Annotated in this window: 19 protein-coding genes; 17 read left to right on the forward strand and 2 right to left on the reverse strand. The window is 42.4% G+C overall.

Annotated features, from left to right (window positions below):
* The first annotated feature begins 62 nt into the window (after window positions 1-62).
* From FNW02_RS14455 to FNW02_RS14495, 10 genes are all read left to right on the forward strand, one after another.
* Window positions 63-1112, forward strand: a complete 1050-nt coding sequence (locus FNW02_RS14455; RefSeq protein WP_191758233.1) for a hypothetical protein — start codon at window positions 63-65, stop codon at window positions 1110-1112.
* A gap of 134 nt (window positions 1113-1246) precedes the next feature.
* Entirely contained in the window at window positions 1247-2071 is an 825-nt protein-coding gene (locus tag FNW02_RS14460; protein ID WP_191758234.1) for a hypothetical protein, read from the forward strand.
* A gap of 46 nt (window positions 2072-2117) precedes the next feature.
* Window positions 2118-2804 (forward strand): hypothetical protein, encoded by a 687-nt coding sequence (locus tag FNW02_RS14465; protein ID WP_191758235.1) that lies wholly within the window; start codon window positions 2118-2120, stop codon window positions 2802-2804.
* Window positions 2805-2818: 14 nt separating this feature from the next.
* Entirely contained in the window at window positions 2819-4432 is a 1614-nt protein-coding gene (locus FNW02_RS14470; protein ID WP_191758236.1) for a TrbI/VirB10 family protein, read from the forward strand.
* Between the two features lie 28 nt (window positions 4433-4460).
* Complete coding sequence (locus FNW02_RS14475; RefSeq protein ID WP_191758237.1) at window positions 4461-5042, forward strand: hypothetical protein; 582 nt, start codon at window positions 4461-4463, stop codon at window positions 5040-5042.
* A 110-nt stretch (window positions 5043-5152) separates the two neighbouring features.
* Complete coding sequence (gene hemB / locus FNW02_RS14480) at window positions 5153-6160, forward strand: porphobilinogen synthase (RefSeq protein WP_191758238.1); 1008 nt, start codon at window positions 5153-5155, stop codon at window positions 6158-6160.
* Between the two features lie 670 nt (window positions 6161-6830).
* Entirely contained in the window at window positions 6831-8606 is a 1776-nt protein-coding gene (locus tag FNW02_RS14485) for a WD40 repeat domain-containing protein (RefSeq protein WP_191758340.1), read from the forward strand.
* Between the two features lie 451 nt (window positions 8607-9057).
* A complete protein-coding gene (locus tag FNW02_RS14490; protein WP_191758239.1) occupies window positions 9058-12393 on the forward strand; it encodes a pentapeptide repeat-containing protein in 3336 nt (1111 codons plus the stop codon).
* 219 nt (window positions 12394-12612) lie between these two features.
* On the forward strand, window positions 12613-12744 hold the full coding sequence (locus tag FNW02_RS39575) for a hypothetical protein (protein WP_263627757.1): 132 nt from the start codon (window positions 12613-12615) through the stop codon (window positions 12742-12744).
* Window positions 12745-12842: 98 nt separating this feature from the next.
* Window positions 12843-13403 (forward strand): Uma2 family endonuclease, encoded by a 561-nt coding sequence (locus tag FNW02_RS14495; RefSeq protein ID WP_191758240.1) that lies wholly within the window; start codon window positions 12843-12845, stop codon window positions 13401-13403.
* Between the two features lie 118 nt (window positions 13404-13521).
* Here FNW02_RS14495 and ftsH read toward each other — a convergent pair whose 3' ends face one another.
* Window positions 13522-15459: an ATP-dependent zinc metalloprotease FtsH gene (gene ftsH / locus FNW02_RS14500; RefSeq protein ID WP_191758241.1), complete on the reverse strand. Its 1938-nt coding sequence runs from the start codon at window positions 15457-15459 to the stop codon at window positions 13522-13524.
* A 296-nt stretch (window positions 15460-15755) separates the two neighbouring features.
* Between ftsH and FNW02_RS38650 the strand changes: the two genes are divergently transcribed.
* The 6 genes from FNW02_RS38650 to FNW02_RS14525 all read left to right on the forward strand — a co-directional run bounded on the left by FNW02_RS38650 (window position 15756) and on the right by FNW02_RS14525 (window position 20790).
* Entirely contained in the window at window positions 15756-15935 is a 180-nt protein-coding gene (locus FNW02_RS38650; protein WP_225225649.1) for a hypothetical protein, read from the forward strand.
* Window positions 15936-16025: 90 nt separating this feature from the next.
* The gene (locus tag FNW02_RS14505; protein WP_191758242.1) at window positions 16026-17159 is read left to right on the forward strand and encodes an AI-2E family transporter; all 1134 of its coding nucleotides are present in this window, start codon (window positions 16026-16028) and stop codon (window positions 17157-17159) included.
* Window positions 17160-17417: 258 nt separating this feature from the next.
* On the forward strand, window positions 17418-18107 hold the full coding sequence (locus FNW02_RS14510; protein WP_191758243.1) for a histidine phosphatase family protein: 690 nt from the start codon (window positions 17418-17420) through the stop codon (window positions 18105-18107).
* A 169-nt stretch (window positions 18108-18276) separates the two neighbouring features.
* On the forward strand, window positions 18277-19296 hold the full coding sequence (locus FNW02_RS14515; protein ID WP_191758244.1) for an ABC transporter ATP-binding protein: 1020 nt from the start codon (window positions 18277-18279) through the stop codon (window positions 19294-19296).
* Window positions 19297-19464: 168 nt separating this feature from the next.
* Window positions 19465-20352, forward strand: coding sequence for an ABC transporter permease (locus FNW02_RS14520; protein WP_191758245.1), 888 nt, complete (start codon window positions 19465-19467; stop codon window positions 20350-20352).
* Between the two features lie 45 nt (window positions 20353-20397).
* On the forward strand, window positions 20398-20790 hold the full coding sequence (locus FNW02_RS14525) for a hypothetical protein (protein ID WP_191758246.1): 393 nt from the start codon (window positions 20398-20400) through the stop codon (window positions 20788-20790).
* Window positions 20791-20874: 84 nt separating this feature from the next.
* Here FNW02_RS14525 and FNW02_RS14530 read toward each other — a convergent pair whose 3' ends face one another.
* Entirely contained in the window at window positions 20875-21312 is a 438-nt protein-coding gene (locus tag FNW02_RS14530) for a peroxiredoxin (RefSeq protein WP_191758247.1), read from the reverse strand.
* A 275-nt stretch (window positions 21313-21587) separates the two neighbouring features.
* On the opposite strand from FNW02_RS14530, the gene FNW02_RS14535 reads away from it, so the two are divergent.
* Window positions 21588-21992, forward strand: coding sequence for an Npun_F0494 family protein (locus FNW02_RS14535; RefSeq protein ID WP_191758248.1), 405 nt, complete (start codon window positions 21588-21590; stop codon window positions 21990-21992).
* Window positions 21993-22177 lie beyond the last annotated feature (185 nt).

Genomic DNA, 22177 nt, shown 5'->3' on the forward strand with positions numbered 1-22177 from the left:
AATTTTCTATTCTCATTTAACTACGGAAAAGTACGTTCCTTTTAAAAACAGCCACTATCAAAATGCAGCTTGCTACTTTACCAATTTTTGCCCAAATAGGCATAGATGAAATTCTCGGTAATGGTGCTACAACTGCCCAAAGTATTGCCGAAGGTTGGGATAATCAATGGCTGGATTTATTGCAAAATAATACCAGTAATAACTTATATGGAGCGCTCACGAATCTAGGTGTATTCTTTGCAGTCGGAACCCTGCTGTTTTTTATGCTACAATTCCTCAAAGATTTGATATACAGCGAATATGCCCGCCCTATATCAGCTTTGATTTGGCCTTTCCTGGTGGTAATACTGTTAAGTAATTCAGGCAATGGCAGCATACTTTCTAATTTAACATTGGGAGTACGGAATTTGATAAATGCTGTAAATCAGCAAGTAGTGGTAACAACCAATACTGACCAAATTTACCAGCAAGCACTGAATATGAGTATTGCTGAAGAAGTGGCAGGTTCTTTGCTGCGTCCTTGTCAGTCAATTACTGGTGAACAACAAAATAAATGCTTTGTTAAAGCTACGGAAAAAGCTAACGAACTTTGGCAAGAATACAGAAATTTATATGGCAATAAAACTTGGATAGACAGGTTACAAAATAAGGTAAATCAGATTACATATAGCACAGGCAGTGTATCTGAAAGTGCATTTAATTCTTTGCTGGGTTCTACAGTTCAAACAAGCATTAAAAGTTTTTTAGTCTCTTTACAATATGCCTTTCAAAATTTAATAGAAGCGACTATGTTGCTGATAGCAACCTTAGGGCCGCTGGCTGTGGGTGGGTCTTTGCTACCTGTAGCCGGTAAACCTATTTTTGCGTGGCTTACCGGGTTTTTATCTATTGGCATCGCTAAAATTTCATTTAATATTATCGCTGTGTTAACTGCCACAGTTATTGTTAATGGGCCTGGGCAAAATGCTAATGTTGATCCAGATTTAACGTGGTTCATAATTTTTCTGGGAGTTTTGGCTCCGATTTTATCTTTATTAGTGGCTGCGGCTGGAGGTTTTGCAGTCTTCAACGCTATCAGCAATACGGCTTCTCTGGTAAAAGATAGGATATAAGTTGTTAGCTGGAGGAGATTGATAAGTAATTAAAAATAAAAAAATCCAGTCGTGAGCAGCATTTTAGTTAATCACTAAGCACAAGTTAAATCCAAGTTAAATAAGCAATAACTGTTGGGTTGGGAGATAAGTAAATGGTACGATTACTAGAAAAAAGACAACGGACAGGAAGTATTTTAACAGCTTTTGCGATCGCTACCTTCAGTTTGCATGTACTAGTTTTACTTTTGTTCCTATTTCAAGGGATTAAAATTCGCCAACTCAGTTTAAGAAAACCTCCCAACTTTGTGCAAATGATAGATGGTAAATCAGTAGCCGTTACTGATGATTTGGAACGAGAACCAGAAGCAATTCGCCAATTCATCAGTAAAACGATGATATCAATGTTTAACTGGTCTGGAAATTTACCACCACAAACTATTGAAGAAGTCGCAAACCCCAAATCGGATTTAGGAATCCTGATTAGAACAACACAAGGCGGTAGCCAAAAAATTAGCACCAGTAGTTGGATAGCTAGTTTTGGCTTATCAGAAGACTTTCGCAAAGGTTTCTTAAGCACAATTGCAGAAATAACACCGCCAGAAGTTTTCTCTGAAAATCCCAGCCAAGCTATGACATCACAGTTAGTTATTAAGCGGGTTTATCCACCCAAAAAAATTGCCCCAGGAAAGTGGCGCGTGGGTATGGTAGCTGACTTAATTCAAAAAAAACAAGTTAATGATAGTAGAGTTATCACGCCTTTCAATAAAGATTTACTTGTGCGTGCAGTCGATTATTTCGCTAATCCCCAAGCTAACAATGCCACTACCCTCCAAAAAGCAATTTATAGTATTCGTACTGATAAACTAGAAATATATGAAATTCGGAATTTATGTTTGTTAGACGAGTATAACAACCTAAATGAAGAACAACTAAAGCAATGCGGAACTAGAACTAAGTCTGAGAACTTCTTAAGATAATAAATTTTCAAATTAAAGTTAATGTAATTTATATAGATAATTATTAATGCAGTTACTTAAACCCGAAAATAAAAAAAATAGCTTTTTACCACTGTTGGCAGTAGGAACATTTGGTTTACATTTGTTGACCTTACTGTTACTCGTATTTCACGGGTCTATGTTGCAGCAATTAAGTCAGCAACTCACACCTCAAAGTTTAGTGCAACTTATTGATGGTCGTGCCATCACAGTAGACCCCCAACAGAATTTAGAGCGGCAACCAGAGACTATCCGGCGCTTTGTGGGTGAAAGTATAAGCTTAATGCTTACCTGGTCGCAGCAACAACCGCCAAAAACAGTCTGGGATATCACTTCTCAATTGGTAGCTGAAGATTTTAAGCAAAAATTCCAGTTAGAACTTACTAATTTAAATCCAGAGAGTCAATTTGACTCTGTAAATAGAGGCACTGAGAATGTATTAGTAATCCAAAAAGTTTCTCAACCGACAAAGATAGGTGATGGACAATGGAAAGTGGAGATACTTGCCAATCAATTAGTTTTTAGTAGTTCTGACAGGCTAGGAAAATCAATTTCATTTAATAAACAAATTTTAGTCAGAGCAATAGATCAGCCAGCAACTTCACTACCAAATGCAGCAATTCCGTTACACTTAGCAGCTTATCGCCTAGGCGAAGCTAGACTAGAAATTTATAATGTCTGTGAAATTCAAGATAAAAATTGTTCTGTAAATTAAAACTAAGTTGTACTATGACTCGATATTCAATTCCGTCAGAAACTCCTGCACAAAATCTATTTACTCTAACTACCGACGATCGCCAACGAGAAGTAGAATCTCTAGATTGGGAATCACGGATGGCAAGATTGGTTGGCTTTGAAGAAGAATCTCCTCCTCGCATCCAAGAAGTAGAAGATACCATCTCGCAGCCGTCGCCTGAACAGCCGCAAGAAGTTCAGACTAAGCAACCCCTCTCATCCAACCCTTTTGCGAAATTAGGCTTGGTAGGAATGGCTACCCTATCTATAGTTTTGTTAGCTGGCGGGTTTTTGTCCCAGTTAATGAATAGTGGCAATCAAAAACCACAAAGCGAGATTTCTCCCCAAGTGCGATCGCAACCTGTAAATGAATCTCCTTCTCAAAATCTAGAAGCAGAAGTAGAGACTCTCAAAACAAAATTAGCTCTAACTGAACAAGTTGAGTTGGTAAAAGCAGCACAACAAAGGCTGAGAACGGCAAAACCAACACCTGCGGTAGCTTTACAGCCAGAACCCGCAGTTTCTTCTAGAAATAGACCGCGGGTAGTACCGCAAATAACACCAGCACCCGTGCGAACAGTTTATGTGCCTCGCGTAGTTACAGTACCATCTCCCCCACAAAGGCCTGTTGTTTCTCAACCTGCGCCACCATTACCAGTTGTGCAACCAACTCCACCACCTCCACCCAACCCACTTGATGAGTGGTCAAGGTTAGCAAAGTTGGGTAGTTATGGTCAGGTGAATGTCACTGATAAACCTACTGTCATGGCAGCTACCTCTGAACCTCCACAAAATACCCAAGTCGCGCAACAGCCACTAAACCCCAATCCTAACCAAACGCCACCCCAAGAACCTTCTGTAGTCAATCAAGGACAACAACAGAGTCAGAGATCCGTAGCAGTAGGAACTAGTGTTAAAGCTGTGTTAGCAACAGCTGTATTTGGGGAAACTACTAAAGCAAGAAACAACGACGACAACGATGCAAACAAAAATGTATTTGTTGTGCGTTTGAAAGAACCACTCAAAGCTGTAGATGGTGCGATCGCTTTACCTGCCAACACCGAGTTATTAACTGAAGTTCGTTCTATTTCTGAACAGGGTTTATTACAGCTAAATATAGTCAAAGTTATCGTAAAAAATAATGGTACTCCCACAGAAAAGAGCCTACCGCAAAATGCCCTAATTGTTCGCGCTCCCCAAGGTAGACCTTTACTAGCACAGCAATTTCCCAATCAAGGAGGAGCAATTACGGGGATGGATATAGGACTATTTGCCCTAGGTGCTGTTGGTAAAGTAGGAGAGGTATTAAATCGTCCTGATACCAGAGTCGAATGTGTTAATACTCCTACTCTAGATACTAATACTAATACTAATTCTAACGAGAATTCTAATAATCAAACTTACAGAGATAGGTATTGCTTTCAGAGTAGCGACAACAGACGCAACATTTTGGCAGGGTTGTTAGAAGGTGGGATGAACACTGTAGTTCCTCAAATTGCACAACGCAATCAACAGGCTATTTCTCAAATGATGCAACGTACTAACGTTTGGTTTGTGGCAGCTGGCAAAAATGTTGAAATATATGTCAATCAATCTATACAGTTTTAGGAGTAGTGAGTGATACTAAGTTGCATCCATGAAAAACAATACAAACTTACCAGGAAAGTCCCCAAATAATTCTTATTTCCTACATCTAGCTTCCTTGATTTTCTCGGCTGCTATGTTCTTGCTGGCAGGTCGCGCTATCGCTAATAACGCTGTTCTCCGTTCCATGTTTTCTTGTCAAGCACAAGGTTTAGGAGGAGCAACACCTACGATCAATATTTCGTATCAGCAAGGAACAAACCTCAGCTTTATTCAGGCTGGAGAAGTAATTAAAAAAGTTTGGTTAAACGATCCATCACAGGTAACTATAGATTTTGATGGCCCGGTATGTATGCAGTTTGGTCAAGACCGTAATACTAATGTAGGAGATTGTAAAAATTCAGCAGCGAATGTCATGCAACTTAGACGAATTCAAAAACTCAATATTCCTGGACTTCCTGCTACTAACAATACACTTTTAACAGTTGTTACCGAAAAACAAGGTAAAACCAAGCTGTATACTTTCCGAGTGCTATACGAGAAAAGTAATCCCGGATATCACACTTTAGCAATTTTCCCTGATCCTCCCTCGGATAATGAAACGCCTTGCGTGAGATCTCAGTCAAGTTACTAGCCTGACTCTCGTTGTTAAGCATGTGCTATATGTTGGGAGTGGTGCGATCGCTATTATAATTCCGTTTTTGTGCAATGATAATCATTATTATTATCATTGGACTTCGCACCATGGCACTGATAAATTCTAGAGTTACAACCGATATACTACATTATCGTCCCCGTCGTCTGCGTAGTACAGCCTCGTTGCGGCGAATGGTGAGGGAGACGACTTTGAGCGTCAACGACTTGATTTATCCAATGTTTGTCACAGAAAGCGAGGGGCAGAAAGTCGAAATTGTCTCTATGCCTGAGTGCTATCGTTATTCCCTAGATTTATTGTTACAAGAAGTCCAGCAAGCTTTTAATTTAGGAATAAATGCTGTTGCACTCTTCCCGGTAATTCCAGAACAGCAAAAAGATGATATGGCTAGAGAAAGCTATAACCCAGATGGACTGATACAGCGAACCATCAAAGCTATTAAACAAGCAGTCCCAGAAATTGTTGTCATCACTGATATTGCCCTTGATCCTTTCACCACCCACGGGCACGATGGTTTAGTGGATGAAAAAGGGATCATCTTAAATGATCCTACTGTTGAAGTGTTAGTGAAAATGGCAATTTCGCAAGCAACCGCTGGAGCGACTTTTGTTGCACCTTCCGACATGATGGATGGCAGAGTGGGAGCAATTCGTCAAGCATTAGATACAGCAGGCTATTTTGATGTAGGAATTTTGGCATACTCTGCTAAATATGCCTCTGCATATTACGGCCCGTTCCGCGATGCTTTGGATTCGGCTCCCAAATTTGGCGATAAAAAGACTTATCAAATGGATGCAGCTAATGCCAGAGAAGCTTTGAAAGAAGTTGACCTAGATATTGCCGAAGGTGCAGATATTGTGATGGTCAAACCTGCTCTTGCTTACCTAGATATCATCCATCAAGTCCGCAACGCCACACAACTACCTATTGCCGCGTACAACGTCAGTGGTGAGTACGCCATGATTAAAGCCGCAGCGCAGATGGGTTGGATTGATGAAAAGCAGATAATTTTGGAGACTTTAACCAGTATGAAACGAGCTGGCGCTGATTTAATTTTGACCTACTTTGCTAAAGAAGTGGCTTTGATGCTGGCTTAATTTAACAGTAAACAGTAAACGGTAAACAGTCAAGATAATTGAGTTTAAGGGGAACCAGTAAGGGGGCACTCACTTCCAACTGAAAACTAATAACCCAAAGCCGATTAGTGGCAGGCGCTATCTAGCGTGTTTAAATACCCCACCATACCCCTTGATAACTGTTTACTGTTTACTGATTTAAGGTGTAGTAGTTAACGCTACTGTTATTTATAAATCACTGAGATAAGAAACGGGGAGTAAGCGAGATATTTGTCCTGAAATTGTAAAAGCAAAACAGTATCTCGTTGTCCAGGTTCGATAAAATTGACTAACATCATCTAATTATAAAAAGGCGTCGGGAAAACCCATTCCTTCTCGGTAGGTGATGAAAGACGCCCCGACGCCGTTGACAGTTGACGGTTGACGGTTAACAGTCAACTGTCAACTGTCAACGGTCTTTCGTGTTATCCCATCCCCTTTTAGGGGTGGGATGAGCTTAACCATATCTCAGCGGCATTAGTTAATGAAATGCCTTAATCTTATTCAGGTGTATCTTTACCGTAAATGTATGCTGATAGCTGTGTTTTATTAGACTGTTAAAATTACTAGATTTTTAATTAATTAAAGGTTATGGACTTGAGTAATTGCGATGGTGTAGCTTACCGTAGGTATGCAATATTGTGCTGTAGGAATGCAGATGGATTGGATTAGCTTACTAAGATCTCAACAAGCTGACTTCCTTCAACGTGTGAAAAAACCTAAGACTTACGACTTATCTTTGTTAGAAAGTCAAGTCAAAGGTTGCCACACTGAAATTATGGCATTTTGGGGCGAGCCATTAGCAAAAATCCTGGAATTTTCTCGCCAACAAGCAGAAATTCTTGCCAAAAATCCGCCGCCTACGCCGCCTGAGTATCCTGAACCTCCTGACTGGACGATACCCTTTTCCCAATACTTCCAGCAGCAAGCAGAAGATTATCTTTTGCGAGAGCAAGTCGTCGAACAGGTAATGACTGAACGCTTGGGTAAGTTGGTAAAAAAAGTGCCACAAGATACCTTGCAAAACATAACTCTAGATGATGAGGGCAACTTGCGCGGCGAAAGTAAATTTTCTTACGTGCTTAAAGATAATCCTCAACTGAGTATTCAAGTTTGCGTTGCTGATGGAGAAAGCTTTAACGGTATTAAGAAAAACAAAATTAGATGGTCGGTTACTGAAGAGGATTTAAAAAATCATCAAGTATTAATTTTCCTGTGCTTGTTTTATCCATTTGCAGGTAAATTAGGTTACGAAAAACAAACTGTAATCACCGGGTTTTTGCCTGCGAATCAAGTTGAATTTACTGAACCAAAACTTTACATCTCTCCGAGTAACTTGTTATATGCAGGGGGATTGAATTGGTATTTAGAATCACTTACTACTAAAAAAGCAGCGCCACTAATACCAGCAATTAATGAGAGTCTAATGCCTGAGACAATTCAGACTTTGCCACCAGAGCATTCACTTAAATGTATAGTAGGGGACTGGGAATGCTGGCAAACTTTGAAAGGTCACAACAGAGGAATTAATTGTCTTGCTTTCAGTTCTGGGTGTAAGAATGGCAAAACCATGCCCATATTGGCAAGTGGTAGTCTTGGAGAGACGAAACTATGGGATTTAAGCAAGGGTGAATTAATAGATACATTGTCAGAATATCCTTGGGTGATGTCTGGACTAGTGGATGAAGTGAATTCCTTGGCTTTTAGTTCAGATGGACAGACTTTGGTAAGTTGCGGTGCAGACTCCACAATTAAGATTTGGCATGTAGGTGCACTAGATTTAATAGATATCCTGCACAAGCACAATGGGGTGGTGCGATGTGTTGCCTTTACTCCAGATGGCAGAATGTTAGCAACTGGTGGAGATGACAGGAAAATTTTGTTTTGGGATTTGATGCAACGTCGAGTAGCGATCGCTCTCTCTTTAGATGATACCGCTGCTCACTCCCTAGTTTTAAGCCAAGATGGCGAAACGCTGGTTACAGGTAGTTATCGTAAAATAAAAGTCTGGCGTACCTCACCCCAAGGGACGGAGAAAATTCTCAAGGATACACCACCATTACGCACTCTCATGGGTCATTCTCATATTGTTAGCTCTCTGGCTATGAGTGCAGATGCTAAATTGCTTGTCAGCGGTAGCTGGGATAAGACGATTAAAATTTGGCAGTTGGATACAGGGGAATTAATTTCCACTCTTAAGGGACATAGAGATCGAGTGTATGCGATCGCTTTAAGTCCTGATGAGAAAATTATAGCTAGCGGCAGTGCTGATAAAACTATCAAACTCTGGCATCTCCAAACAGGAGAACTACTGGGTACTTTTACTGGACACGCCAACACAGTCACAGCATTAGCCTTCACTGCTTCGGGCGAGATGTTGGTTAGCGGGAGTTTGGATAAGACGATTAAAATTTGGCAACGCAGTTAATGGTAATTCGTAATTCGTAATTCGCGTAATTGTGGAGTCTTTGAAACCAGTGGATGAGGTTCAGAACTCCGTTGACGAGTATTTGAACTGGATGAATCCACTTCTGAACTCCGTTGACGAGTATTTGAACTGGATGAATCCACCTCTGAACTCCATTAACGAGTCTTTTAACCGGATGAATCCACCTCTGAACTCCGTTAACGAGTCTTTGATACTCTTGGACAACAAACTTTAAAAACTCTCTGCGCTTTTGCGCCTCTGCGTGAAACTTAACACCCTGCTAACAGCATTCCCCAGCTTGCAAGTGAAATTATATACAATAGCTTGTCAGTTGCCCATACTCAGTGATACCAAATGAGAACTGACAGTTAAACAAGTTTTTGGCTGCTTGAGTCTAAATTAAGTAATATCAGTGCATTTTTACCAAATTGATGATGTTGGAGAATAGTCTATGGCGATGACCAAACTCTGGAAGTTTTTGCAAAACATTCAGGAGTTGAACTGGACACAAGGCGTAGAGGTAACAAAGACTGGAGCCGAAGCTGCTAAAGCCGTGCTTGATTTGGCAAAAGCAATCAAAGACCAAAAACCCAATGTTCAAAATTTCAAACCATATCTAGAACAGATTTCGTCGCTATTAGATGTATTTAATTCTCCTCTCGGTCAAATTACCAAAGAAATAATTCCCTTTGCACCCATCGCCATTACCATCCTCAAGTTCATTGTTGATGCAACCCACAAAGAGCAAAGTTTAGAAAACTGCGTTTTACTAGTTAGTCAGGCTGCTTACATAGATAGCTTTCAGGACATTCTCAAACAAGATTCGGAACTACTCCAAAAAATTAATCTAAACCTTCCCGCTTCTCATGCTTTAGCCTTGCAGATTCAGAAATTAGGTGAGCAAGAATTCGATGCGCGGGAAGTGAAAAAAGCTATCCTCTATTTCCACGAATCTCAACTAGCAGAATCATTTAATCAGATTTTACACCAACGCTTACAAGAAGCCGGATTAACTGAGACAGAAGCAAAAGCCTTCACTGAACGGGTGGCGCGTCACACCGATGAAAATATGCAAGACGCATTGGTAGAAGTTGGAGAGAAAACAGACAAACTTTGGAAATGGTACAGCGCCGGAGGAAAAAATAAGCTAGAAAAAAATCTGGATATTGAAGATTATTTGGAAAAGGTAATTCAACCAAAGCCAGAACAAAAAATTTTTGATGAAAGCGATATTACCTTTCGGGATTTGTATGTGCCGTTGCATGTCAAACAACTCGATGCCAAAGACGATGCAAATATTGAAGTGGAAGCGTGGGTTAAGGCAATACTGAATAACCCAGACCCAAAACAGAAACAAGTTTTGTTTATTCAGGGCGAAGCCGGACGGGGGAAAAGTGTCTTTTGTCGGATGTTTGCCGATTGGGTGCGGCGAGAATTGCATCCGACTTTTACCCCAATTTTGATTCGGTTGCGAGATTTGCGCGTACTAAAAGATAACTTAACTGATACTTTAGAAAACTATTTACAACACCTTGATTTTGTCACCAGTGATTCAGGCTGGCTGACCGATAAAAACACTCGCTTTTTATTTTTCCTGGATGGGTTTGACGAGTTGTTGCTGGAAGGACGAGCAAGTGGCGGGTTGAAGGAATTTTTAGAACAGGTGGAACAATATCAAAAAGACCGCCTTTGTCATCATCAGTTTTTAGTTACTGGTCGTCCCTTAGCCTTGCAAGGAATTGAGCGCTTTCTTTCACAAACCAAAAGCTTGAAGCGCGTCGAACTTCAGCCAATGGATGACTCGCTGCGGCAAATATGGCTAGAAAAATGGTCAGTCGCGGCTCAAGTTAACAAGAGTGAGTTTGAGGAATTTTTGCAGGCTTGCCCTGATGAAGTCAAAGATAAACTAGCACGAGAACCTTTACTACTCTATTTACTGGCGCGGATGCACCGAGACAACCGTCTCAATGTCCAAATATTTGCAGGTGCAGAGGGTATTAAGGCAAAAATTCGTATCTATGATGAATCAATCAAGTGGGTACTAGAAAAACAGCGTGAGAGTGAAAATCAGAATGATAACTCCCGCTTGACTGGATTTGAGAGCCAAGATTTGCGGCAATTTCTCACGGAAGCCGCGTTGTGTGTAGTGCAGTCGGGGAATGATTCTGCCAGAGTGACGATGTTAGAAGCACGGCTCAAAGACAGCAGCAACCCAACTGCAAAGTTAATTCAGGATGCCAGACAGGAAAATGCCTCCCAAAAAAATCAACAAGATAAGCTACTCAATAATTTGTTGACGGCATTTTATATTAAACCAGCTTCAGGCGATCGCGGCGGCTCCGTGGAATTTGTCCACAAGAGTTTTTGCGAGTTTTTATTCGCAGAACGGTTACTAGAAAGCTTTGTAGATTGGACAGTTAAGGTAAGTAAGCGTCAGCGCGGAGAAGACTTGATTAGCACAATCGTAATGGATTGGCAGATTTACGATTTATTAGGTTATGGGAATTTAACCCCTGCGATCGCGGAATATTTAATGGGGTTGTTGACTGAGAGTTTAGAATTTCAAGACGTGGAACGCTTGTGTAGATTGTTTCAAAGATTGGAGCATTTCTACTTCCGTTGGTGCGATGGCGAATTTATTGATGCAGACGATGTAAACCTGCCTCAGATGAAGAAAAAACAATTGAGGGAGCAATTACCAGAGCGAGAAAATCACTTGGGATTGCGACAGGTGGATGTGTATACAGGGCTGAACGTGTTGATTTTGCTTCTAGAGTTGCATCACTATGCCCAAAGAAAAGACGATCTCAAAGAGAAAATCAACTTTCACCCTTGCGGTAAACCTAATAGCGATGAATTTGACTCACGACGCTTGCTCCGTATTATCCGCTATAGTGACTGTCTGGGTTTCTTGGCTTTTAGGGACAACTTAAGATTATTTTTCAGGGATGCCAACCTCAGGGATGCTGACCTCAGGAATGCTGACCTCTGGGATGCCAACTTCGAGTGTGCCGACCTCAGGGGTGTCAACTTCTTTCATGGCGACTTCTGGAATACCAATTTCAGGGGTGCTGCCCTCAGTGATGCCGACCTCAAATATACCTACTTTGGCTATGCCAACCTCAGCAGTGCCAACCTCAGCCGTGCCGACCTCAGGGATGCCAACTTCGAGTGTGCCGACCTCAGCAGTGCCAACCTCAGCAGTGCCAACCTTAGCAGTGCCGACCTCTGGGATGCCAACCTCAAGGCTGCCAATCTCGAAGCAGTTGTATGGAACAGTGAAACAAAATGGTTTAATGCTAAGAGACTGCATGAAGCAGTGGGCGTATCTCCAGAGTTGACGAAACACCCAGCTTTTGCGGCTGCGGCTTCCTTAAGTCAGGGCATCAGTTGTGTGAGAGAAGGCAAAATTAAAGAAGCACAGGAAGCTTTAAAGCAAGCCCAAATATTTGACCCTAGTTTGATCAACTCTGCTGAATTTTGGAATAGGATTTGCTGGGTTGGCTGTTTATACGGTTATGCTAAGGCTGTTCTCCGCTTCGGAGAAAAAGCTGTCACCTTAAACCCCGACAATAAAATCTATCAAAACAATCGAGGACTGGCTAGAGTACTGACAGGCGATTTGGTTGGGGCATTAGAAGATTTTCAGGCTGCTGTAGGCAGTGGCAGACTCGATCACTTAGACCATATAAAGCAGCGACGGCTACGCTGGATAGAAGCACTCAAGTCAGGAAATAATCCCCTCACGCCAGAGGAATTGGAGCAGTTGCGGCAGGTTGAGGGCTAAGCTAATTCGTAATTCGGGGGTTGCTGATTAAGAGTATGAATTTAATCTCACGCAAAGGCAAGGCAGCGCGGTCTTCTCCCTTGGCGCTAGCCTCTCCCAAAGGGAGAAGGGGAGACGCTAAAAGCGGTAGCGAGTCATCGAGGTCTGGAGGTTTCCACGCCACTCTCTACAACGGATAGCGCAGCGTAAAGCCTTCTCTTCTCCTATCGGAGACACTTCGTGAACGAGAGGCTTCGCCAACGGCATGGCTTCTCTACTTTGAGGCTGCGCCAACGCTTAGAACGAGTCTTGTCTGCGACACGCTGCGCGAACGAGCGTCGGGAACCTCCGCAAGGGGGTGGTTTCCTATGAGCGACTGCCGCGCAAAGACGCAAAGATGTTACTTGGCAATGCCTGCGGTGAGCTTTGCTAACGCACATAATTAAACTATCCTCTCTATCCACTCACTTATGGCGATCGCAACTCAACCCCAACTAACTTTAGACGACTTCCTCAAATCGCCGGAAACTGAACCAGCATCAGACTTTATCAACGGGGAAATTATTCAAAAACCTATGCCTCAAGGTGAACATAGCCGAATACAGGCTAAATTTTGTAATGTCATTAATGACGTAACTGAAAGCCAAAAAATTGCTCTAGCTTTACCAGAACTGCGCTGCACTTTTGGCGGTGCTTCTATCGTCCCTGATGTGGCGGTGTTTCGCTGGGATAGAATCCCTAAAACTTCATCTGGCAGAATTGCTAATCGCTTTGAAATTCATCCTGACTGGGCGATAGAAATTCTTTCCCCAGACCAGAAGTTAAAAAAAGTGTTGAGTAAGTTATTGCATTGTTCGCGCAATGGCACTGAACTAGGCTGGTTAATCAACCCAGAAGATGAAAGTGTGCTAGGGATATTTCCTGGACAGCGAGTGGAATTATACGAGGGTACTAATAAATTACCCATGCTGGAGGGTATCGAATTGGAATTGACGGTTGAACAGATTTTTGGCTGGTTGAGTTTGAGTTGAGATTCAAAGGAAAGCGGAACCATTTCTAGAGCAAAAGTAACTTTTTAGAGTTTAGAAAAAAGCGTAGGCGAAGCCTTCGGCGGGCTTTGCCTACGCTTTTCAATTTCAACTAAAATTGTTAAACCAAAAGCGTTTGCAAGAGCGGCTTATCTTCTGATAACTTACCCGTCCGCAACCATTCTGCCATTTCATCTGGTGCTTTAGCTTGATTGAGATGTTCTCTAAGTTGAGAACCTTCAAGTATCTCTTTTTGCAACAGTTCTTCTGCGGTCTGCTCTAGCAAGTCACGGTTATGTTGCAGAATACTCAAAGCAATGTGGTGAGCATTATCCACTGTCTGCTTGACTTCGCGGTCAATTTCTTCAGCCACCTTGGGACTGATAGCACGACGCGGATTACTGTAACCTTCGATAAACTGCTGTTGACTCTTCTCAAACGCTACGGGCCCAAGTTTATCGCTCATTCCATAGAGAGTAATAGCCCGTTCTGCTAAGTCAGTGGCTTTTTGGATATCATCACTTGCACCAGTAGATACTTTGCCAAAAATGATTTCTTCGGCAGAACGTCCACCCAAAAGGATAGCAATGCGTCCGCGAATTTCGTCTTCCACCATTAAAAAGCGGTCTTCTTCTGGCATCTGAATTGTATAACCCAAGGCTCCTACGCCACGGGGTACAACTGAGATTTTTTCGACTTTACCAGCACCGGGCATCAATGCACCGATAATTGCGTGACCAACTTCGTGATAAGCTACGGTCTTCTTCTCGGTTTCATTCAAGACACGAGAGCGTTTTTCTAAGCCAGCAACCAAGCGCTCAATAGCTTCATTGAAATCTGCCATCGTCACAGCTTGGCGATTTTGCCTTGCTGCTAACAGTGCGGCTTCATTGACAAGATTGGCTAAATCTGCGCCAGCAAAGCCAGGAGTCCGAATCGCAATAGTGCCTAAATTGACATCCTCAGCCAATTTGACATTTCTGGCATGAACTTTCAGAATTGCTTCACGACCGATTTTATCAGGGCGATCAACTACAACTTGGCGGTCAAATCGACCAGGACGGCGTAAAGCGGGGTCGAGAACTTCGGGACGGTTAGTAGCGGCGATGATAATTACACCTGTATTGGCATCAAAGCCATCCATTTCGGTAAGTAGCTGGTTGAGGGTTTGTTCCCGCTCATCGTTACCACCTACGAAACCACCAGCACCACCGCGAGATTTACCGAGTGCATCTAACTCGTCGATAAAAACGATACAGGGAGCTTGTTGTTTAGCTTGTTCAAATAAGTCGCGGACTCTTGCAGCACCGACACCTACAAATAGCTCGATAAATTCTGAGCCAGAGATACTGAAGAAGGGAACACCAGCTTCACCTGCGATCGCTTTTGCTAGTAGTGTCTTACCTGTTCCGGGAGGCCCTACCAACAACGCACCTTTAGGTATTTTCGCGCCCAAATTTGTGTATTTACCAGCATTTTTAAGAAAATCGACAATCTCTTCTAGTTCGGCTTTGGCTTCATCTACGCCAGCTACATCAGTGAATTTTACACCAGTGCTACCTTCTGAATAGATGCGGGCTTTGCTTTTACCTACCGTTAGAGCAGCGGGGCCACCACCTTGGCGATTCATTAAAAAGCCCCAAATCCCAAAGAAAATTAACGGTGGAGCAACCCAGCTAAGTAAAGTAGCAATCCAGCCATTTTGGTTTGGTGGTGGTGCAGCAAACTCAACATTGTGGTCACGGAGAATTCTGGGTAAATCTAGATCAATGGCTACAGGTGTAGTAACGAAAACCTGTTCGCTGGGTTTACCATCTGGGGTTTGGCTGTGAAGTGAATATTGAATGCGATCGCCACCCACAATTGCCCGATCTACTTTACCTGCTTCTACTTGAGCAATAAAGGTACTATAGGGAACTTGTGGCGATGGGGGAGCAAAAAAACTCGGAACTATAAAGTTAAGTAGTAATAGCAGAGTCAGTAAAATTAGGAAGCTACCGCCAAACTGCCGCATCTTGGGCGGTTTGATCTGGCTTTTGTTATTAGTTTCAACAGGCATTTTATTGTACCCTCCAAATTTGAAGTCGTCCTTTGTTCCCTGTAATTAGTCCTTTGTTCTTACAAATGACCAAGGACTACTAACGAAGTTTTGTGGGAAACTATTAGAAATTAGGGAATGTAATATTTATTTTTCTAAGTATTGTGAAGCAACAAACTTAATAGTTTGATTGTGGCAGTTGTGGGTTAGAAAGGTTTGTACTTGGTTAAACCTATTGTAAAAACTAGACAGTGCAGCCCAAATTAGTGTATACCCTACAGAAAAATGTGTATTGCCGTACTTTTATAGAAAATAAAATGGATTTTATTCTGAAACTGCTTCTACTCTCAGCTTTATTATCATTATTGATTAAATATGCAGCTCCGAGTTTAGCAATTCCGGCAACGGCGAGTAACGCACTGATTATAGTTTTATTGCCGCCTGTGATTATAGCGCTCGCTTTACTGTGGCGATTCCAAGCACATAAGCAAAATTGACTCAAACCATATAGACTGAAGTTGTTGAAATCGGCTAACCTAGCTGAATTGTCTGGAAATTGCATCTCGCCAATTATCGGGAGTTAGTCTGTGAACCTTGGTCAATGGATCGGTTTAATCGCCATAGTTCTTTCTTTGTACATCTTGTGGCAAATTCGCGAAGTGCTTTTGCTGATGTTTGCCGCAGTTGTATTAGCCACAACCTTAAATCGTCTAGCAAAACGTTTCCAACGCTCAGGGATGACGCGTGGATTCGCTGTACTGCTATCAGTGGCTATCTTTTTTGCTGGCATCGCAGGTTTTTTCTGGCTAATTGTGCCACCTTTTGCACAGCAGTTCCAAGAACTAACGTACCGCGTACCACAAGGGTTTGAGCGCTTTAATAATTGGCTGGATGCACTAAGAACTCGCATTCCTAACCAATTGGTTCCCTACGTCCCGGATATTAACAGCCTCATCCAACAAGCACAGCCCATTATAAATCGGGCGCTGGGAAACTCTTTTGCTTTTGTCTCTGGCTCTTTGGAAGTCCTGCTTAAGGTTTTGCTAGTGCTGGTTTTAACCGGGATGATTTTAGCTGACCCCATAGCTTACCGAAAAGTATTTGTGCGGCTGTTTCCTTCATTTTATCGGCGGCGGGTAGAAGGGATTTTAAATCAATGCGAAGTTTCTTTGGAGGGATGGATAACAGGCGCTTTCATTGCCATGAGTGTAGTGGCATTGATGAGCGTGGTTGGCTTATCAGTTTTGGGTGTGAAAGCAGCACTCGCTTTAGGGATTTTAGCAGGATTTTTGAACTTAATTCCCAATTTGGGGCCGACGTTAAGTGTAGTACCAGCAATGGCGATCGCTCTGTTAGATAATCCTTGGAAAGTCGTTGCTGTCCTGATTCTTTACTTGATTATTCAACAGGTTGAGAGCAATTTCATCACACCTATTGTCATGGCGCATCAAGTTTCGTTACTACCAGCAGTAACTTTAATTGCTCAGCTATTTTTCGTTACTTTCTTTGGCTTTTTAGGATTATTTCTAGCGTTACCACTGACTGTTGTTGCCAAAATTTGGATGCAAGAAGTTTTGATTAAAGATGTTTTGGATCAATGGGGTAATAATCATCAAAAAGATACTGAGTTAGTGATAGTTTCGGAAGCTCCTATATCTGATGAATTTACCAAAGTTAATGACCCTTGGGAAACGGAAAGTTCAGCTAATGATGATAAGTAGCGGATGGATGCTCCATTAAAGTTTGCATCTTTTAACAGTAATCAGTCAAGATAATTGGCTTTAAAAAGAACCACTAAGGGGGCGATCACTTCCAAAAGTAGATTAGTGGCTGGCGCTATCTAGCGGATTTAAATCCCCCAAATGTTTACTGTTTACTGTTCACTGTTTACTGATTAGCGATTGGGACAAGCAGTGCTTGGGTAAAGAAAAATTTTCACAAAATCACTATATTTATCGTCATTATTACCACACCATGTCATGACGCGTCGCCCTATTATCATTGGTCTTAGTGCTGTTGCCCTGTCTTTAATACTCAAACTTTTATATAATTCTGATAAACAAAAGCAAGCGGTAGCACCTGTAGAGCAACCTCAACAATCTTTGTCCCCGAACCAAGAGAGTTCAGCCTCTCCCTCTGCAACTGAGATTTCTGCTAGCTCTAAAGCAGCGATTTGGTCTGCTATTCAACAGGGAAGAGGCTACGTGGTGCTTATGCGTCATGCTATAGCACCAGGAATTGGCGATCCCCCCGATTTCCGACTTAATGATTGCTCTACGCAAAGAAACCTCTCGGATGAAGGTAGAAAACAAGCAGTACGAACTGGAAAAGCTTTTAAAAACAGGAATATTCAAGTTTCGAGAGTTTTATCAAGCCAGTGGTGTCGCTGCTTGGAGACGGCAAAACTGATGAACTTAGGCGCGGTTGAGCCTTTTCCACCCCTGAATTCTTTTTTCCTCAATCACACAACAGAATCTAAGCAAACAGCACAAGTGCGTCAGTTGATTTTGGATAATCGTAATACTGCTGGTGTAATTGTGATGATTACCCACGAGGTTAATATTAGAGCGATCGCCAGCGATATTTACCCCGAATCTGGAGAATCAGTTGTATTACGAGCTAACAAAAAAAACAAAATAGAAGTGGTTGGACAAATTAGAGCCATGTAAGTTTTGGAGATTCTAAAGAGATTCAGAAGGCGCTGTGGGATTTCAACAGCCAACTCAAACCGAGCCATAAGATTAAGAAGCAGTATCCAAGCGATCGCTTCACCTAACACTACTCAACTACAATATAGATAGACTTTGTTGAGATTTGTATCGTTAGGGATTAGCTGTCATGGCTCCCGCCGTTTTAATTCAAAATCTGCAAAAGCATTACGGTACTGTAGTCGCCGTCAAAGATGTCTCCTTTCAGGTAGAACCAGGAGTAATCTTTGGTTTACTCGGCCCCAACGGTGCTGGCAAAACTACAACTCTGCGTGCTTTGTGTACTCTCACCACACCGGATGCTGGCAAAATCGAAGTATCTGGTATCTCTGTATTAGATAATCCCAAACTAGCAAGACAACGGCTAGGTTATGTCGCTCAGGAAGTTGCCAAAGATAAGGTGCTGACTGGACGAGAACTACTGCAATTGCAAGCAGCGCTTTATCATCTTCCAAAGGCAGTAGCAAAACAGCGTATTAATACCGTATTAGATTTACTTGGTTTACAGGAATACGCCAATAAAAAAACCGGAACCTACTCTGGTGGTTTACTCAAGCGCCTCGACTTAGCTGCTGGGTTACTCCATGCACCGGATGTACTAGTATTAGATGAACCAACCGTAGGACTTGATATAGAAAGTCGTTTTGTGGTATGGGATTTTCTACGGAAGTTGCGGGCATCTGGAACCACGGTACTGATTACCAGCCATTATTTAGAAGAGATTGACGCCCTAGCTGATCGCGTGGCAATTATTGATCGTGGCGTTGTAATTGCAGCTGGTACACCCTCGCAGTTGAAAGATAAAGTAGGGGGCGATCGCATCACTTTGCGAATCCGCGAGTTTTCTCCCATTGAAGAAGCGGAAAAAGCCAAAAACCTCCTGCAACCTTTGCCGTTTGTTCAAGAGGTGATTATCAACAGTGCTCAAGGTAATTCCCTTAACTTGGTAGTAACACCCCAAAATGATGTTCTCATTAGCATACAGCAAGCATTAAATGCTGCTGGCTTGCCCATTTTTGGCATTGCTCAATCTCGTCCTAGTCTCGATGATGTTTACCTCGCTGCTACGGGACGCACGCTCATGGATGCGGAACTAGCAGCAGTTGCGACTCGCGATCCTAAAGCTGAGAAAAAGCAGAATATGAGATAGGGACTGGGGACTAGGGACTAGGGACTGGGAAAGAATTCTTTTAATCCCCAATCCAATACTCAATCCGATCCCTAATACAATCCCCAATCCCCAATTCCCAATCCCCATTGCCCCTTATCCCCAGAGGGGGCCCCGAGTTCCCCAATCCCCAATCCCCAGTACCCTGTCATGAGTGTTACTCCTAAATCTGATATCAATTGGCAGCCAATAGCATCGTCCCAAGCGGATGCTAATGCTCCTCACAATTTTTTCGGTGAATTAGTCCAAGAGACGCTGGCTTTAACTCGTCGCTTGTTTATTCAGCTGCAACGCCGTCCCTCATCTTTGGTTGCTGGAATTATTCAGCCAGTGATGTGGTTAGTGCTATTTGGTGCTTTGTTCCAAAATGCTCCCAAGGGGATCTTTGGCAATACAACAAATTACGGTCAGTTTTTAGCCGCTGGCATAATTGTTTTTACAGCATTTGCCGGAGCGCTGAATGCTGGATTGCCCGTAATGTTTGACCGAGAGTTTGGGTTTTTAAATCGTTTGCTAGTGGCTCCTCTCGCATCACGGTTTTCAATTGTGTTTGCTTCGGCAATCTTTATTATTAGCCAAAGTTTGTTGCAAGCAGCCGTGATTGTGGCAGCAGCAGCGTTTTTAGGGGCAGGGCTACCAGATGCAGCGGGTTTGGGTGCGATCGCCCTAATTGTTTTTCTCCTCGCTTTAGGCGTAACAGCCATTTCTCTAGGCTTAGCTTTTGCCTTACCTGGTCACATTGAACTAATTGCAGTAATTTTTGTCTCTACTTTACCGCTGCTATTTGCTAGTACTGCTTTAGCTCCTTTATCTTTTATGCCTAAGTGGTTACAAATTGTAGCTACTCTTAATCCTCTTAGCTACGCTATTGAACCAATTCGCTATCTCTACCTTCACAGCAATTGGGGATTAGGTAGTGTTGTAATGCAGGCTCCTTGGGGTAATGTTACCTTTGGCGGAGCGTTGCTGGTTTTGCTTGGCTTTGCACTTGTCGCCTTGCTGAGCATTCAACCCCAACTACGGCGAACTCTTGCTTAAGATGGAAGCATGATTGCGTTAAAGCGTTTTTAGGGCCAAAACTTAATGAAAAAACCATTTTTACTAATGACCAAACTCGTTGTAGCAACCGTAGCAGGAATTAGTTTTGCTTCCTTGCTCACAACTCAACCTGGCTTGGCTCAAGTCAATCAGGTAGATTCCTTTCCCGGCGGTGGTAATTCAGATCAAAATACTGATCCTTTTTCCCGCAACTCAAGTGATTTCAATATGTTTGACCTGATTCATCGAGCAAATTTTGGGACTATTAACTGGAATTCTGAACAACAGAACCAAGAACTAGACTCAGCAGCACTAGAGTTTAAAAAAAGGCAACAACAACGAATTCAAGGTCAACAGCAGCAGCCTACCCCAAATTTACCAACAATTACATTGCCATCAGCGACACCACCAGCGATTACACAACCTTCAGGCAATTGAATTTAAACTAAAAACCCCAACCCCCAGAAGGGTTGGGGTTGAAGTTAGGCTGACAAAAAAGAATATCTAATTATCAGGTAAAAACTACAGCCCAAGTGTAGTTAAAACATCTTTAGCATGGGTGCTTGTGTTGACACTGGCATCAACATGGATAATTTTGCCGTTGGGATCGATTATGTAGGTGACGCGCTTGGCGTAACCGCCGCCATCTACATCAAAAGCTTTGATGAGGGCTTTGTCGGTGTCTGCCAGTAGGGGAAAGTTCAGATTATATTTTGCTGTGAATGCCTGATGAGCGGCTTCATCATCTGCACTGACTCCTAACACTACAACATCTTTACCTTGATATTCAGACTGGGCGTCCCGAAAACTACAGGCTTGTTTGGTGCAACCTGGCGTGTCATCTTTGGGATAAAAATACAAAACGACCGTCTTACCCGCAAAATCAGATAATGAGACAGTGTTGCCGTTAGTGTCTTTAGCGGTAAATGCAGGCGCATCCGTACCAACTGCTAGAGGCATAATGAACCTTTCCTGTTTAAGATTGTTGATGCACTTGAAATTTTACAATAATTTACATGATTAAATATAATTGTTATAAAACAGCATAACTATTTTCAGAAAAATAAGTTTTCTGAAACAAGGTAGCTAAAACAACAATAAACATATTCTTAAATCAATACTCAATTAACGATTGGAAATTAAAAATTAGGTAAACTCTTTCCCAATCCCCAATCCCTAGTCCCCAGTCCCCAGTCCCCAATCCCCAATCCCCAATCCCCAATCCCCAGTCCCCAATGCCTGCTGTTGATTCCCAAAACCCAAAAATTTTCGTCTATCCTCGTAGCACAGTAGAAAGAGCCGAGCGATCGCTAATATGTTCACCCTTCAATCTACATTTATTTGAAGTGATGGGACATCAGAGTGTGTCATTGAGTGCGATCGCTCTAGAAAATGGTATCAAACAGAGTTACACTAAACGCCCTTTATCAGAATTAGCCTGTGATAACGCCTTGGGGTGGTTGATCCAAGTGGGGGTACTGCGGCGAGAAGTTGATGGACAGGGGATTACAGATAGTTTTCGCCTCACTCCCCTAGGTCGCCAGTTGGTAGAACAATATCAAGGAAAAAATTGGCCTACTCCTTCTTGGAGCGATCGCTTATACAATGCTGTAATTCGTTGGTTTAGACTACCCTTTTAGAATTGATAAAGTGAAGGTTAGGATAAGGGAGTAAAAGGGAACAATATATACGGAAGCGTCAACCCCCTTCATGAAATCTTTACTGTTAACCATGATTCGTGAGGTGTGGCGGGTTACAGAAGAGAGATGAGGTAACAAAGGGCTAAAAGTCTCGAATTTTGCCTCTGGAACCTTCCCTAACTTTT

Origin of the sequence: Komarekiella delphini-convector SJRDD-AB1, assembly GCF_014831675.1 — a bacterium.
In the GTDB taxonomy this organism is placed as follows: Bacteria; Cyanobacteriota; Cyanobacteriia; order Cyanobacteriales; family Nostocaceae; genus Komarekiella.